Below are 15338 nucleotides of genomic sequence, written 5' to 3'. Positions count from 1 at the left end.
TTGGCAGTGCCCCCCGGGTATTTGGTTCAAGTCTTCAAACTGGGGTCGAAAGCCACCAATTCGACCGTGTTGCCTTCGGGGTCTTCCGTGAAGATGCCGCGCCAGCCAACCCAGCCGAAATGCTCCACCCGGTAAGCTATCCCCAGCGAATCGTACCAGGCCATGGCTGCATCCTGCTCTGCGTAGGAGAGGGTCAGCGCCAGATGATGCAAAGAGGATTTCTGTCCCGTTTCAGGGGCTTGCACCGCTGTGGGGGATGATTGGGGGTGTGCCGACAGTGCCTTGTCGAACAGGGCGAGGACCTGCGTGTGCCCACCGAACCCTTCGGCGATGCGGAAGAAGATGATGCCGGGGGCTGCGTTGCCCTCCAACCGCTCCAACCCGATGACGTCGCCATAGAAGGCGGCCATTCGCGCAAGGTCATTGCAGCGGATGGCGATCTCGCCCAGGGCGCGAACCCGGAAGGGGGGCTTAAGCGGCGGCACTGTTCACACTCATCGTGGGTGCATCGGCGGCCAGCACGCCATTCAGGACGACGTAGATCTCTCCTCCGATAAACACGCCCGCACCCGATCCGTCGGGCAAATCTTCCAGGGTGAAGGGTACGGGCACCGCCGAGGCATCGCCGTTGACCAAGCTGATGTTCACCTCTTCCGTTGCGACATCGAGGTCCGTGACCTCGGTCACGCGCAGGCCGAAGGGATCCACGGTAACACCGATGGGCAACGCCGTCCGAGTGATCTCGAACACGTCGGTGCCCTCACCGCCGGTCAGTGCGACGAAGCCATCACCGCTGCGCAGGGTGTCATCCCCCTCACCACCATTCAGTTGCTCTTGCACAACCATCGTGACGGGCGTCTCCTCATTGCCGCCGCCGATCAGAAGATCGTTGCCGGTGCCCCCCGATAGGTCATCGCGACCCGCGCCGCAGTTCACCGTGTCATCGAACAGATCGCCCATGGCCGTGTCGTCGCCATCCCCCAGATTGGTGAAGGTGCCCGGATTGGCGGTGCCGGCATTCTCGGCCACAAGGGAAATGGTGATGCCATCTGCCTCGGACACACCCGCGAGCGTCGCCACGACGACGCCTTGAACCAGGACTTCCATGCCACTGTCATCGGACAGGTCACGGGTTTCGACGTCGAAGGCAAAGCCATCCCGCGTCGGATTGCCGACGTCAAAGCCATCCACGTTCAGGGTCAAGACTTCTTGCAGCGGATCGAAGTCGGTGATCAGGACCGATCCCTGCGTTGGGTCAGAGGCAAGGTCCACCACGAAGCTGTCGGTTCCGTCGCCACCGGTCAGGGTATCGGCATTGTCACCGATCAGGACGTCATCCCCGGCACCACCATCGAGTAGCTGATCCCCGGTGACAGGGGCAGGAGGCTCCACCACCGGGCCGTCGGGCACCGGCAAACGCGCATCGTCGCTTGGCTTTCCGGCATCCGTTGGATCATTCGGAGACGCGGGCAGGAACAGCCCCTGTGACGTACCATCCAGCACGTCGTTGCCCGCGCCGCCAAGCAGCGTATCTGCCCCATCGGGGCTGGACAGGGTATCATCCCCAAGGCCGCCCAGGATTTCATCGTCGCCGCCCGCGCCTTCCAGCACGTCATCATGCGTGCCGCCGGTGATCGTATCGTCGCCTTCCCCCCCGATGAGTGTTGCACTGCCCAGCTCGCCACCGGCGGGCGCTCCGGCCTCACCGGTCACGGCAAGGTCCTCGCCTGTCACTTCGGCCCCTGCAAGCCCGTCTTCCGGGGGCGCGGACACCGCGTCGCCATCGTCGTCATTGTCGAGGAAGGACGAAAGGCCGAGACCGACGAGCAGAAAAGGTAAAATGGATGACACAGGTACGATACTCCAGGGGACGACAGCCCGGCGGTGGCATGCCAATGTCTGGTTGCGGTTCGGTCGAATAATCGCGCCCAAGGTGCGGGGGACACGCCATGGGCAGGGCTTGAGGTGTTGACGATTTTCGTCATTTTTCAGGCACTTGGAAAGTGTTTTAATCCCCTGTTTTCAGGAGTTTTCAGGTACAATCTTGTCAAGATTCGCGCCGTTGTTTCCAAGCCGACTTCAATCGTCAGAAACTGGCCGCGTTTCTGCAACGGGATGGTCTAGCCAAAATCCCCTTGGGCGAACCATCCGCCGGATTGGGCCCCGCCATGGGCATAATACAGCCAAAGACGCGCACCGTCTGCTGTGGTAACCCGCCAATAATCACGCACGCCGGTGCGCCATTGCCTCTCGTCCAGCCACCATTCCGGCGCGATCCGTTCCGGGCCCTGGGCACTTTGGACCTGGAACCTGCGCCCGCGCCAGCGGAAATCGGACGGCACATGCGGAGAGTGCGGCGCCGTGACCGGCTCGGGCGAGAACAGCGTCAGCGGGCGGGGTCGCGTGGGGGCGGGCCAGGTGCCGGGGGCTTCGGCCTCGGACCAGGCAGCGGCCAGCGGAACAGAGGTCTTTTCCGGGATATGACTATCGGCGGGGCGCGCACGGCGGATCGCCTCCAGCCCCACCCGCGCACCAAGCCGCGCGATCAGGTCCGCCATGTCCTGGCCACTGCTGCGAGGGCCCGCCGCTTCCTGGGCCACGGCCCATCCGCCCTTATGCTCGGTCGCGTGCAAGGGCTCGGTCACATCGGCAATGACACGCAGACGATCGATGCCGAAACCTGCGTCCACCTCCCCCAGTTTCATCTCGAACAGCGGATACAACTTGTCCGGTTGATCCGCAGGCAGCGCGAGGCCGATCTCGATCGCCTGGGTATCCCCCTCCACCCGGCTCAACTCCAGCCGCACACGCCGCGCGCCGCGGCCCCGGGCGCGGAGTTTCTCGCAGAGTACGGGCAGAAGCCGCTCCAGCCCCACCATGATATCCGCCTCCAGGCCAATCGGCTCCGGCAGGCTCAACCGAACGGCGAAGTGCAGCGGAGCACCGGCCGGCGAGATCGGCTCTGGCAGGGTCCCCAGCGCCTGGTCGATCCGGCGCATGAGCCCTTGACCAAAGCGCCGCGCAAGGCTTGCGCGGGGCAACGTCAGCACATCTCCGATCTGGCGCAAGCCAAGGCGCGCAAGGCCCGTCGCGATGTCCGCCTCCACCCTCAGCGCCGCGATGGGCAGGGGGGCCAAAGCCTGTCGCGTGCCACCGGGTTGCGCGATACGCGGCGCAGTGCCCGCCACCTGCGGTGCAGGGGCAGGGCCGCCCTTCACCCAATGCCGTTTGCGCGCCCGCGACCGTGTGGCCCGCGCTTCCTGGTCGATCGCATCGCCACTGCGCCCCGGGGCAATCCCGTGACCGCCCGCATACCGCGCCAGGGCCCAGGCCGCGCCCGCCGTATCGGCAAGGCCCGCACAGACGCTTAGGCCAAGGTCGGCGCAATCCTCATGGACCTGTGCAAACAGCGCCTCCTCTCCGCCGAACAGATGCGCGCATCCGGTGAGGTCGATGATCAGGCTTTCCGCGCCTTCCTCGGCCACCCAGGGGCTGAACTTGCCCGCCCACCGCCGGAGTGCGGCCAACAGTGTCGCCTCGCGGCCCCTGTCTTCGGGGCGGGTGATCAGGTCAGGGCACAGCACCATCGCCTCGCTCAGGGATTGCCCCCGCGACAGGCCAAGGCCCTCGGCAACCTGGGTCGTCGCGGCCACCTGCCTCAGGTTGCCGATCTCCGCCACTGTCACCAAAGGCATTTCTGCCAGCGCGGGTTCGCCCCGCAGCACCCGCTCTGCCCCAAGGCGCGGGAACCACAGGGAGAGGATCCGCCGATGGGAGGACTCCGCAGTATGGCGTGCAGTCTGGCGTGGCGGGTTGTGGGGCATGGAGGGCAGCACATGTTCCTGATTTGTTCTCAAATTAAAGCGACACCTTCTAGGAGTCGAGTCCCCGCCTGTGCTAAGGGCAGGACCATGGAAACCCTCGCCACCCTCACCGCGCGCCATGCACAGACCGGGCGCCTCGATTGGATCGGGCTGCGCCCCAAGCGGCTGGCCGGGCTACAGCCCGTCCCGGAGGCATCTCTGCAAGCGGACGGACTGCAAGGCGACCACGCCCGCCCTGGCAAACGCGCGCTGACCTTGATCCAGGCCGAACATCTGCCGGTGATTGCCGCCCTTGCGGGGCTGCCGGACCTCGCGCCCGAGGTGCTGCGCCGCAACCTCGTTATCTCCAGGCTGAACCTTCAGGCCCTGCGCGGCAAACAGATCCGCATCGGCGAGGCATTGATCGAGATCACGATCCCCTGCGCCCCCTGTTCCCGGATGGAGGCCGCCCTCGGCCCCGGCGGCTACACTGCCATGCGCGGTCACGGCGGTTGGTGCGCGCAAGTTCTGGAACCGGGCCAACTATCCATCGGCTGCCCCGTAACGCCTGCCTAGACGATATGCCCCCGCCGAGCGCACCGCAGGTGCGCGAGGCCCCCGGCGACTTGGGGAAGGCGCCCGAAGGGCGTCTGAGCCAAGGCGCAACCCTAAAAAAACCTGGGCCCAAAAGTTTGGGCCCAAAATGAGGCTACCCGCCCCGCAACCGCTGCAAGATCGCCAGCGACGCGTAGCCGTCCGGGGTCACACCCACCGCGTCCTGATAGCTGCGCACCGCCGCAATGGTGATCGGCCCGATGATCCCGTCGATCCGCTCGCTGTAATGGCCCGCCGCCAGCAGCAGACGCTGCAGCTCTTCCCGCTCTGCAAAACTCAACGCGCGGTCCCCGCGGGGCCAGCTTGCCTGAAACGCCGGGCCTCCATCGATCCGGTCGCTCAAGTGCCCGATCGCGATCACATAGGCATCGGCCGGGTTATACCGCTCGATCACCCGGAAGTTGCTGAACACCACCAGCGCGACCCCCTCGGCCCCCGCCGGCAGCAGGATCGACGCAGGCCCGTGGTCCGGAATCGGGTCGCCGTTAATCAGGCGCACCCCCTGTTGGTTCCAGAACGCCGCGCCGATACGCTCCTGCTCTCCGGCCAGGCGATAGTCGAATCCCTCGGGCAAGCGCACTTCCATGCCCCAGGGCTGGCCATAGACCCAACCGTGTTCCGCCAGATAATGGGCGGTGGAGGCCAGCGCATCGACGGGGTTGTCGCTCCAGATATTGCGGCGACCGTCGCCGTCGAAATCCTGCGCGAACTGTAGGTAGCTTGTCGGCATGAACTGCGTGTGCCCCATCGCCCCGGCCCAGGAGCCCGTCATGTTGCGCGGCCTTGTATCGCCCGCCTCAAGGATCTGCAGCGCGGCAATCAACTGTTCCTCGAAGAATTCCTGCCGCCGCCCGTCGAACGCAAGCGAGGCCATGGCCTCCACAATGCCTTCGCTGCCGCGCATGGCCCCATAGGCGCTTTCAAGGCCCCAGACGGCCAGGACCACTTCGGCTTCCACTTGATATTGCTCTTCAATCCGGCCCAGCGTCGTACGCCATTCGGCCCGTGCTTCCTGGCCATTGCGGATGCGCGTGGCCGAGACCGCCGTGTCCAGGTACTCCCACAACGCCCGAGAGAACTCGGCCTGGTTCCGGTCGCGTTCCAGCACGCGGGTATTCAACTGCAACCCGTCAAAAGCGCGCGCGAAGGTCCGGGCGCTGATCCCCGCGGCCCGTGCCCGTTCTTCGAACGCGGCAATCCAGGCGCGGAATTCCGGGTCACTGGTGCGGATCGGGCCGACAGCGGCTTCTTCAGCCTCTGCCTCTGCCCTCAGCCGCGCGGCGCGGATCGCAAAGTCGGACGGCACATCGCCGCGCCATGTGGGGCGGGGAGAGGCCAGGATCGCCAGATCGCTTGGCGCTGTCACTTCGGCCTCGGGCGGGTCCTCCACCGCGACAACTTCGGCAATCGCCTCTTCCGCGATCACTTCGATCAGCACATTGCGCCGGGACGGGGCCGAAACCTCGACAGCCACCACCGCGCCCTGGACAGGGCGGGGCAACGGCAGCGGCGAAATCGCCGGCGGAGACGCCACGACAGGCAGCCCGAAGACCAGGGAAGCCACAAGAAAGAGGGGTCTAAGACCGGACATGAACAAAGGCTCGATTATGTTCGACAGCGCAACAATATAGCAAAGTTACGCAAGACTAACAGATTTTCCACAAACAATACGCGGGCTTTCGCCAATCACCTTTGCTTTGAAACGGTTAATGTCGCGTTACGGATGAGGCAGACAACGCGTCAGGACGGGCTCCGCGCCGACTTCTTGCGCAGCTTCGTCTTCCGGCCCTTCGTTGCGCCCACCTTGCGGCGCGCGGGCGGCTTCCCGCGTCCCCGGCGCCGCCCCTGTGCGGGTGCCTTGCCGTCATGTTCCAGCAATTCCAGGATCAACCCACCCGTTACCGGCACCGCTTCGGCCAGCTTCACCAGCACCCGGTCGCCGATGCTGATCAACGTGCCCGTGTCGGACCCCATCAGGGTCTGCGCCTCGGCATCGTAGTGAAAATACTCCTGCCCCAGCGCGCGCATCGGCAGCAGCCCGTCGGCACCCGTCTCGTCCAGTTTCACGAACACGCCGAACCGCGCAATCCCCGAGATCCGGCCGGCAAACTCCGCGCCCACCCGATCCGCTAGGAATGCCGCAAGGTAGCGATCCGACGTATCACGCTCTGCCACCATCGATCGCCGCTCGGTCATCGAGATCATCTTGGCCGTTTCTTCCAGCCGCTCGATCTCGGCGGCAGACAAGCCATCTTTGCCCCAGCCATGGGCGCTGATCAGGGCCCGGTGCACGATCAAGTCCGCATAGCGGCGAATGGGCGAGGTGAAGTGCGCATAGCTTTTCAGGGCAAGGCCGAAGTGGCCGAAGTTATCGGGGTTGTAATAGGCCTGCTGCATCGACCGCAGGGTCGAGATGGAGATCAATTCAGAGACGTCCTCCCCCGCCACGCGCAGCAGGTCGTTCAGATGCCGCGTTTGCAACACCTGCCCCTTGGCCAGCGTCAGGCCCGCGCTTTCGGCCACGTCGCGCAGCGCCTCCAGCTTCTCGGGCGAGGGTTCTTCGTGCACCCGGAACAGCAATGCCGTGCGCTTGGCGATCAGGGTCTCGGCGGCGGCGACATTGGCCAGAACCATGAATTCCTCGATCAACCGATGTGCGTCGAGCCGGTCCTTGAAGGCCACCGAGATGACCTTGCCACTATCGTCCAGCTCGATCCGCCGTTCCGGCAGGTCCAACTCCAACGGCTGCCGCTTGGCCCGTGCAATCTTCAGCGCGTCATAAGCTGCGAAGAGAGGGCGAATAACGCTCTCGATGAGGGGTTCGGTCCGCTCGGTCACCTCCCCATCCTGCGCCGCCTGCGCTTCCTCGTAGCTTAGCGACGCGTGCGATTTCATCAGGCCCCGGTGGAAGCTGTGCCCGATCTTCGTGCCCGTCGCGTCGATGACCATCCGCACGGCGATCACCGCCCGTGGCACCCCTTCATGGAGCGAGCACAAATCGCCCGACAGGCGATCCGGCAACATCGGCACCACGCGGTCGGGGAAATACGTCGAGTTCCCGCGCTTGCGCGCCTCGCGGTCCAGCGCCGAATCCGGTGTGACGTAGTGGGCCACATCGGCAATCGCGACCCAGATGACGTGACCGCCCTCGTTCTTCGGGTCATCATCGGCGTGGGCATAGCAGGCGTCGTCATGGTCGCGTGCATCGGCCGGGTCGATGGTGATCAATGGCAAGTCCCGCAGGTCTTCGCGCCCCTTTAGCCCTGCTGGCTTTGCGGCATCGGCCCGGGCGATCACCGCGTCGGGGAAGCTGTCGGGAATGCCATGTTCGTGGATCGCGATCAGTGACACAGCCCGCGCCGCGCCGGGGTCGCCCACACGCGCCGTGATCCTTGCCCGGGGCGCGCCCATGCGCGCCTTTGGCCCGGCCAGCTCGCCCTCCACCAACTCGCCGTCCCTGGCCCCGTGGGTATCGCCGGGACGCACCTGCCATTCCTTGTCCATCCCCTTGGAGATCGGCGTGATCGTCCCGCCCTCGTCCCCCTTGCGGAAAATCCCGAGGATCTTGCGCGGATTGGTCCCGATCTTGCGGATCAGGCGGGCGGTGTAGTGGTGATCCTCGCCCTTCGCTTCGAACACCTTGGCCAGGATACGGTCCCCCGCGCCCACGGCCGGGTCTGCCGTGCGGGGCGCGTAGAGCACGCGCGGCTCTACCCCCTCGCCATGCCATTCCAGCGGACGGGCGAAGAGATCCCCGTTTTCGTCGGGTGCCTGCACGGACAGGATCGTCACGGGCGGCAGCTTCTGGGGATCGTGGTAGATGCGCCCCTTCTTTTCGAGGTGCCCCTCGCCCTCAAGCTCTTTGAGGATGCGCTTCAGGTCAATCCGAGCCGCCCCCTTGATGCCGAACGCCTTGGCGATGTCGCGCTTGGACCGCCGGGCGGGGTTGTCGGTGATCCATTGCAGGATCTGCTCTTTGGAGGGGATGTTGCTCATGGGGGTGAGGTAGCACGGAGGCTGCGGGCCGTCATGGGGGAAATGGGGGACTATTGGGCAACTGCAATTGGACGCGGACAGTTTTGGACTGACTGGCCCCGCGCCCGCAACTAATCTCGATCAGCCGCCGTGCGTGAATGACGCTTCTACGCTTATCAAGGAAGGGCCAGGGGTCAACCTATTCCCGATGGCGTGTGGAATGTTCCTAAACCTGTTCAGTTTTTCGGAAACTCCCCCTTTCGATGTCACTCGGTCTTGCAGGGGTACAGATCGAACTGGCGATGAAGCTTTGCGGCCTTGAGCGATTGGACAAGCCGGTCCGAGAAAAACATCGTCTGCACAATGCGCGGATCGACCCACAGATCAGGTCCTTCAAGCGTTGACCGGGGGGCGGTGAAATTGCCGTGACGTGCCGGAAGATCACGGGGCAGCACATACCAGTCCTGCCCCGGAACAAAGCGCCGCAGCCCGAAACTTTCGGGATCAATCGTCGGCTTGGAATTGGCTACATTCAGGGTGAACACGTCCCCCTCAACCGGGGTCACCTTGTCGTTCTGGAACAAATTCACCGCAAAAAGCGCGGCCTGTCCCATGTCATGTGCCCTCAGGATCTCTGCCACATCAGCACGCAGGTAAGTGAACCCGTTGACGAACACGGGCGGAACCGGCTTTCGGAAACGGCCAGGCTGCCGATAGTACAGCTTGTCTGGTACGTCGCCCTCGCTCACCTTTTCCCCACGCCAATTCGCCGTGAAGATCGGCTTGAGGCGCTTGCTGACCTCCAGCCGATCGGGATCATCGCTTGCGGCCGCCGCAAACCCGATCAAGGCCGAAGTGCTGCGTGGAACATCACAAAACCAGATACGCTCAGTCATGCGTTGATCCTTTCTTTCGCTCAGTCGATCTTCGTGAGATGCAGCCTACGGCTTCAGTGGAGGCAGTTCGCAGTATGCAAACCGCTTCATCGGCAGGGTCAATTTCTATCCGTCAAGAAGGCTTTGGCGGTTGGATCATGACCTTCGGCTGAGGACCCAAAGCCAATCATCGGCCTACCCCGCAAAATAATCCGTCAACACACGGGTATAGACGCGCTTGAGGTCGTGGATATCGCTGATGCGCACCCGTTCGTCGACCTGGTGCATGCGGTGGCCGACAAGGCCGAATTCCACCACGGCGCAGTGGTTCTTCACAAACCGCGCGTCAGAGGTGCCGCCGGTGGTGGAGAGGGTGGGTTTGCGGCCCGTTTCGGCCTCCACGGCGCGGGCTACCAGATCCGACAATTCGCCGGGCGGGGTCAGGAACGACTCGCCGCTGAGTTTGGTGGTCATGTGGATCGTCGTGCCGGTTTCCTCGGCCACGCGGTCGGCCTCGGCGCGAAGCCATTCTGTCAGGCTCTGGCCCGTATGCAAATCATTGAACCGCAGGTTCACGGTCATGCGGGTCTTGGCGGGGATCACGTTGTTGGCCGGATTGCCGGTGTCGATGGTAGTGATCGCACAGGTCGACGGATCGAAATGGTCGGTGCCTTCATCCAGAACGTGGGAGGACAGGCGATGACCCAAAAGCGCCACGGCGGGCATCGGGTTGATGACCTTGTGCAGGTAGGCGGAATGGCCTTGCTTGCCGATCACCTCGAAGAACGCCGTCAGGGCGCCCCGGCGACCGATCTTCATCATGTCGCCCATCTGTTCGGGGCAGGTCGGCTCTCCGACGATACAGACATCGATACGCTCGCCGGTCTCCTCCATCCAATCCAGAAGGGCGATGGTGCCGTCGGTGCTTTCACCCTCTTCGTCACCGGTGATCGCCAGAACCACGGCCCCGTCCGGGGGGGTGTCGCGCACAAAATCGATGGCCGCGGCCGCAAAGGCCGCTACACCAGATTTCATGTCCGTCGCCCCGCGTCCGTACATCCACTCTCCATCGATCTCGGCGCCGAACGGCGGGTGGGTCCAGGCGGCCTCATCCCCGACGGGCACCACATCGGTATGGCCGTTGAAGCCAAAGGCGCGGCCGTTGCCCCGCGTCCCCCAGCGGGCATAGAGGTTGGCGATGCCACCGCGATCGACCCGCGTGCAGTCGAACCCGGCCTCTGACAACAGGTCCTCCAACAGGACCAAAGCGCCCCCTTCCAGCGGCGTGACAGAGTTGCAGCGGATCAAACGTGCCGTAAGGGCAACTGGATCGACAGGACTTTGTGACATGAAAACCTCGGGATACAGGATGTAGTGGCCGCATTCTATCGGCGTGGCCCAGAGACCACAATGCGGCGACAAGATGGTCCAAAAATGCAGAAAAGTGGCCAGATCAACGGGTTGCGTGTTAACGATCACGAAAGATAAAAACGCCGAGGCAGGCAGCGGACGCAAAAAAACAGCGCCGCATTGAGCAATGTAACGAGTATCGTCATGCGAACCGCTGGGGCTTTGCCCGAGGCGTAAAACGCATGCGCAAGTAGCAGGCCAGCCAAACCTCGGCCCGAAAGGGTGACGGCAGACGATGGCGACGGGCGACGAGCTACCAATCAATGAAAACGCAACTCCGTTGCAGATGGCCAACACGATCTTTGGCCCCGGTGTCACGGTCAATTCGGCATCCTACACGGGGTGGAGCCAATCTTCTGGCATCTACTCCGATGGCGATAATGTGGCCCCCGGCCTGACCCCATCGGACACCGGCGTGATCCTGTCCACGGGCCGCGCCAGCCATGTCACCCAGTCAAGCGGCGATCCCAACCGGTCGGGAAGCACCTCGACCAACTCCCCCGGGACGGGCAGCGATGGCGATTTCAATGACGCCGCCAACCGTACCACCTACGACGCCAGCTTCCTGGAGGTGAACTTCACCCCCACGACCGACTTCATCACGATGCAGTTCACCTTCTCGTCCGAGGAATACCCGGAATACACCGGGTCCATCTACAACGACATCTTCGGGGTCTGGGTCAACGATACGCTTGTCAGCTCTCCGGTTGTGAACGTGACGCAAATCAACTCGGTCAACCAATCGGCCAATGCGACGCTGTTCAACAACAACACGAACGACGACTACAACACCGAGATGGACGGCTTCACCGTCACCCTGACGCTGGTCATGCCGGTGAACATCGGTGTGCCGAACGACATCAAGATCGGCATCGCCGACGTGGGCGACAGCAGCTACGACTCCAATGTGCTGATCGCAGCAGACTCGATCCAAGGCGAGTTCATCGCCGAGTCCGACAGCATCACGCACTATGAGGGCGTGACGTCGGTTCTGGATGTTCTGGCCAACGATCCCACCTCGGGCGGGATCGCCTTCATCACCCACATCAACGGTGTTGCCGTGAACCCCGGGGACAGCGTGACACTTGCCGATGGCACGGTGGTGACGCTTCTGGTGACAGGCGAGTTGCAGATCGATCCACCCGCGTCGCAGGTCGGGCTGACGGCGAACGAGACGATCAACTTCACCTATACCGCCGATGACGGCAACGGGATCACAGATACCGCGTTTGTCACCGTCACGGCGATCCCTTGCTTTGCGCGGGGCACAATGATCCTGACGGAAGACGGCGAGAAGGCTGTCGAGGATCTGGTCGAGGGCGACATGATCGAAACCCGCGACAATGGCCTGCAACCGATCCGCTGGATCGGGTCGCGCAAGGTCGCCGCAGAGGGGCGCTTTGCCCCCATCGCCATCGAGGCCGGCACCTTGGGAATGCACCGCCGCCTTGTGGTGTCGCCCCAGCACCGTGTGATGCTGACCCATTGGATGGCCGAGTTGATGTTCGGCGAAGATGAAGTGCTGGTCGCCGCCAAGGATTTGGTCAACGACTGCTCGATCCACGTGCTTGGCCCGGACCAATTGGAGAACGGCGAAGTGGAATACTTCCACCTTCTGTTCGACCGGCACCAGATCATATTCTCGGAAGGCCTCGCCACTGAAAGCTTCCTGCCCGGCCCCACGGTGATGAACAATCTGGATGCCGATGTTCAGGAAGAGGTTCTGGCCCTGTTCCCCGGCATCGACCGCCGCACCATGGATGGATACGGCCCCGCCGCCCGCCTGCCCCTGCGCGCCTTTGAAGCGCGTGCGATGCTGGCATAGGGCGGACGCGCAGATGACATGGCAAGCGATATGGAGCGACAGACGGGTTTTTCGATCCCCGCCCACGGCTTGCGACACGCCCCTGCGCGCAATGACCCTGTGGCTTGAGCTGATCGGCCCGCGCCGCCCCAAACCGCGTCGGGGCCGAGGGGTCGCGCGCGACATTCCCCTGCGCCTCTGGCAAGGCGCGACCGACGGCGATGGGGCGATCTGCATCTATCTGATGCCCGATGGCGCGGTCCGCCTGCTGCACGGTGAGATCGACCTGTGCACCGCCCCGGGCACCCTGCGCGCCGGAGAGACGCTTGGCGTGCGCTACATCGCCTGCGCCGAGGGTCGGGCCGATCTGTTCGAAGTGACCAATCACGATCAGGACCAGGTGCAAAGCCTTCGGTCTGGCCTTGCCACGCAGGCACGGTTGCGCGACGCGCTGCCCCGGGCCGAGGGCTTTCTGTCCGTCGCCCACGTGGCCGCCGTTGCCTCCAGCGTCATTTCGGCGACCGATTTGCCGGGTGTCGAAAGCGGCGCCTTGGTGTCGACTGTCCAAGGCCCCCGCCCGATCGAGGCCCTGCGTCCCGGGGATGAGCTATTGGACGACGAAGGTGTCCCGCACCCCTTGCGGTGGATCGAGGCGCGGCCCCGGCTGTGTCTTGGACGTACCGCACCGATTTCCCTGCGCGCGCCCTACTTCGGACTGACCCGCGATCTTGTGGTCACGCCACAAACCCGCCTGCTTCAGACCGGCCCCGTTGTGGATTACCTCTGCGGCACCGATGCGGTGCTGGCGCAGGCGGCCGATCTGGCCATGGGCCGCGCGGTGATGCGGGACCGCTCCAAGCCGATGCGGATGTTCTATCACATGATGCTGGATGACGCGGCCTGTATCCGGGTAGAAAACTCGCCGATCGAAACCGCGCATCTGGGCGACGTCATGGCCCTTGGCAATCAGCACATCAGCCAATCGGCCAGCCCGATTGCATCAGACACAATGCCAAGCTTGCCGCTACTGGATCGCGCAGCGGCACGCGCATTGGTGACAGCCCACGCGCGGGCCGCCTGAGTGCACGCCGATAAGTGGGATGCGGTTTTCCGATAACCTGCGCGCAGATCGTGTCTACGCGTCCGCCGGATCCAGGCCCCCGGCCGTTTTCCCGTCATCGTAGAACGGCGTCATCTGCACCACGACCACCGAGTTTTCGGCCCGCGCGCGCTCCATCAGCTCCCGCTCTTCGTCGCTGATCTCATCGCCCTGCGCTTCCCGTTCGGCAAGGCTGCCGTAGCCCGTCACATCCAGCGGCGCGAGGTCGGCCTGCTTGAGCACCGCCACGGTTTCGCGCACGGCCTCGGCCTCATCGACGCCGGAGGCAAAGCACAGCAAGCCCGCCCCAGTGGCCTTCTTGGGCAATCCGTCGTTTTCCTTGCGGCCGACTTCCACAAGGAGGGTGAACACCTCGTGGACGGCTTTGGGCTTTTTGGGTTTCTTTTGATCATTCTCTGCCATCCCGCGCGGATGGCGCAGGAACGGCGCTTGTGTCAAGTCACTCTACGGTCACTTGACGCAATGATGGCCTGTGCCGCCCTGCCGGTTGTCCGCGCGGAAGCCTAACGCCCCCGCACCATCCGCAGGACCGCGATCAGGACGCACGCGCCGACGAAACCCACAAATCCCTGCATGATCCACCCGCCCGAGGGCGCGAGGCCGATCAGGCGGAACAGGAAATTCGCAACGACCGCGCCCACGATCCCGAGGATCACATTGACGATGATCCCGGTGTTCGCGCCCATGAAGCGGCTGGCGATCCATCCGGCGAGGCCGCCCACGAAAATCGCTGCCAAAAAACCCAGACCTTGCATGGCGCACCTCCCGTCCCATGACCCACGTCGGCACTCTACCATAAAGGCAAGCCCTCGACTAACGGCGACGACGTCGCCTACCGGGCAATGGGGCGGAGTTTTTTTGGCAAGATGAAAGGGATCAGTCGCGCAGCAACTCGTTGATGGAGGTCTTGGAGCGTGTCTGGGCATCGACGCGCTTCACGATCACGGCGCAATATAGATTCACACCGTTCTTTGACGGCATGGAGCCTGCGACGACGACAGAGCCGGACGGCACTTCGCCATAGCTGACGGTGCCGGTTTCGCGATCCACGATCTTGGTGGATTGGCCAATGAAAACGCCCATGCCAAGCACCGAGCCTTCGCGCACGATGCAGCCTTCCACAACCTCGGAGCGCGCGCCGATGAAGCAGTTGTCTTCAATGATCGTGGGGCCAGCCTGCATCGGCTCCAGCACGCCGCCGATGCCAACGCCACCCGACAGGTGCACGTTCTTGCCGATCTGCGCACATGATCCGACGGTGGCCCAGGTATCGACCATGGTGCCGCTATCGACATAGGCGCCGAGGTTCACGAAGGACGGCATCAGCACGACGCCGGGCGCGATATAGGCGGACTTGCGTACGACGCAGTTGGGCACGGCGCGGAAACCTGCGTCCGTCCAATCGCCGGCGTCCCAATCGTGCCACTTGCTGTCGACCTTGTCCCACCAGCTACCTCCCTGGGCAGAGCCGGACTGCATCTCCATGTCCTTCAGGCGGAAGCCCAGAAGCACAGCCTTCTTGGCCCATTGGTTCACGTGCCAATCGCCGTTCTCCTGACGCTCGGCCACGCGCAGCTTGCCGCTGTCCAAAGCGGCCAATGTGCTTTCAATCGCCTCACGGGTTTCACCGGTGGTGGCGGGCGTGATCGCATCGCGCGCCTCCCATGCGGCTTCGATGGCGGTCTCTAGTTGGGCGTTGGACATTTTCGGCTTCCTTCAAACTGGTGCTTGTCGTC

The 15338-nt window shown here is 63.8% G+C and carries 13 protein-coding genes; 3 read left to right on the top strand and 10 right to left on the bottom strand.

Annotated features, from left to right (window positions below):
* Positions 1 to 26: 26 nt before the first annotated feature.
* The 3 genes from KUL25_RS16910 to KUL25_RS16900 all read right to left on the bottom strand — a co-directional run bounded on the left by KUL25_RS16910 (position 27) and on the right by KUL25_RS16900 (position 3824).
* Positions 27 to 485, bottom strand: coding sequence for a VOC family protein (locus KUL25_RS16910; RefSeq protein WP_257893989.1), 459 nt, complete (start codon positions 483 to 485; stop codon positions 27 to 29).
* The gene (locus tag KUL25_RS16905; RefSeq protein ID WP_257893988.1) at positions 472 to 1851 is read right to left on the bottom strand and encodes a calcium-binding protein; all 1380 of its coding nucleotides are present in this window, start codon (positions 1849 to 1851) and stop codon (positions 472 to 474) included. Before KUL25_RS16905 ends, KUL25_RS16910 begins: the two co-directional genes overlap by 14 nt.
* A 269-nt stretch (positions 1852 to 2120) precedes the next feature.
* Positions 2121 to 3824, bottom strand: a complete 1704-nt coding sequence (locus tag KUL25_RS16900) for a DUF6504 family protein (RefSeq protein WP_257893987.1) — start codon at positions 3822 to 3824, stop codon at positions 2121 to 2123.
* An 87-nt stretch (positions 3825 to 3911) separates the two neighbouring features.
* On the opposite strand from KUL25_RS16900, the gene KUL25_RS16895 reads away from it, so the two are divergent.
* Positions 3912 to 4379, top strand: coding sequence for an MOSC domain-containing protein (locus tag KUL25_RS16895; protein WP_257893986.1), 468 nt, complete (start codon positions 3912 to 3914; stop codon positions 4377 to 4379).
* 133 nt (positions 4380 to 4512) lie between these two features.
* Here the strand turns inward: KUL25_RS16895 and KUL25_RS16890 are convergent, their stop codons facing one another.
* The 4 genes from KUL25_RS16890 to dapE all read right to left on the bottom strand — a co-directional run bounded on the left by KUL25_RS16890 (position 4513) and on the right by dapE (position 10618).
* Positions 4513 to 6009 carry a lytic murein transglycosylase gene (locus KUL25_RS16890; RefSeq protein WP_257893985.1) on the bottom strand — a complete coding sequence of 499 codons (1497 nt, stop codon included), beginning with the start codon at positions 6007 to 6009 and terminating at the stop codon, positions 4513 to 4515.
* A gap of 149 nt (positions 6010 to 6158) precedes the next feature.
* Positions 6159 to 8414: a ribonuclease R gene (rnr, locus tag KUL25_RS16885; RefSeq protein ID WP_257893984.1), complete on the bottom strand. Its 2256-nt coding sequence runs from the start codon at positions 8412 to 8414 to the stop codon at positions 6159 to 6161.
* A gap of 245 nt (positions 8415 to 8659) precedes the next feature.
* Positions 8660 to 9289, bottom strand: coding sequence for a hypothetical protein (locus KUL25_RS16880; RefSeq protein WP_257893983.1), 630 nt, complete (start codon positions 9287 to 9289; stop codon positions 8660 to 8662).
* Positions 9290 to 9463: 174 nt separating this feature from the next.
* Positions 9464 to 10618: a succinyl-diaminopimelate desuccinylase gene (gene dapE / locus KUL25_RS16875; RefSeq protein WP_257893982.1), complete on the bottom strand. Its 1155-nt coding sequence runs from the start codon at positions 10616 to 10618 to the stop codon at positions 9464 to 9466.
* Positions 10619 to 10964: 346 nt separating this feature from the next.
* Between dapE and KUL25_RS16870 the strand changes: the two genes are divergently transcribed.
* Together KUL25_RS16870 and KUL25_RS16865 are read left to right on the top strand one after the other, a co-directional pair.
* The gene (locus tag KUL25_RS16870; protein WP_345791003.1) at positions 10965 to 12503 is read left to right on the top strand and encodes a Hint domain-containing protein; all 1539 of its coding nucleotides are present in this window, start codon (positions 10965 to 10967) and stop codon (positions 12501 to 12503) included.
* Between the two features lie 91 nt (positions 12504 to 12594).
* Positions 12595 to 13563: a Hint domain-containing protein gene (locus KUL25_RS16865; protein WP_257893980.1), complete on the top strand. Its 969-nt coding sequence runs from the start codon at positions 12595 to 12597 to the stop codon at positions 13561 to 13563.
* A gap of 54 nt (positions 13564 to 13617) precedes the next feature.
* Here the strand turns inward: KUL25_RS16865 and KUL25_RS16860 are convergent, their stop codons facing one another.
* The 3 genes from KUL25_RS16860 to dapD form a co-directional block, all read right to left on the bottom strand.
* On the bottom strand, positions 13618 to 14004 hold the full coding sequence (locus tag KUL25_RS16860) for a hypothetical protein (protein WP_257893979.1): 387 nt from the start codon (positions 14002 to 14004) through the stop codon (positions 13618 to 13620).
* Positions 14005 to 14105: 101 nt separating this feature from the next.
* Positions 14106 to 14357: a GlsB/YeaQ/YmgE family stress response membrane protein gene (locus KUL25_RS16855; RefSeq protein WP_257893978.1), complete on the bottom strand. Its 252-nt coding sequence runs from the start codon at positions 14355 to 14357 to the stop codon at positions 14106 to 14108.
* A 121-nt stretch (positions 14358 to 14478) separates the two neighbouring features.
* Positions 14479 to 15306 carry a 2,3,4,5-tetrahydropyridine-2,6-dicarboxylate N-succinyltransferase gene (gene dapD, locus KUL25_RS16850; protein WP_257893977.1) on the bottom strand — a complete coding sequence of 276 codons (828 nt, stop codon included), beginning with the start codon at positions 15304 to 15306 and terminating at the stop codon, positions 14479 to 14481.
* Positions 15307 to 15338: the final 32 nt, after the last annotated feature.

Origin of the sequence: Gymnodinialimonas phycosphaerae, from assembly GCF_019195455.1 — a bacterium.
Lineage (GTDB): Bacteria > Pseudomonadota > Alphaproteobacteria > Rhodobacterales > Rhodobacteraceae > Gymnodinialimonas > Gymnodinialimonas phycosphaerae.
This window is presented reverse-complemented; position numbering and strand designations above follow the sequence as displayed.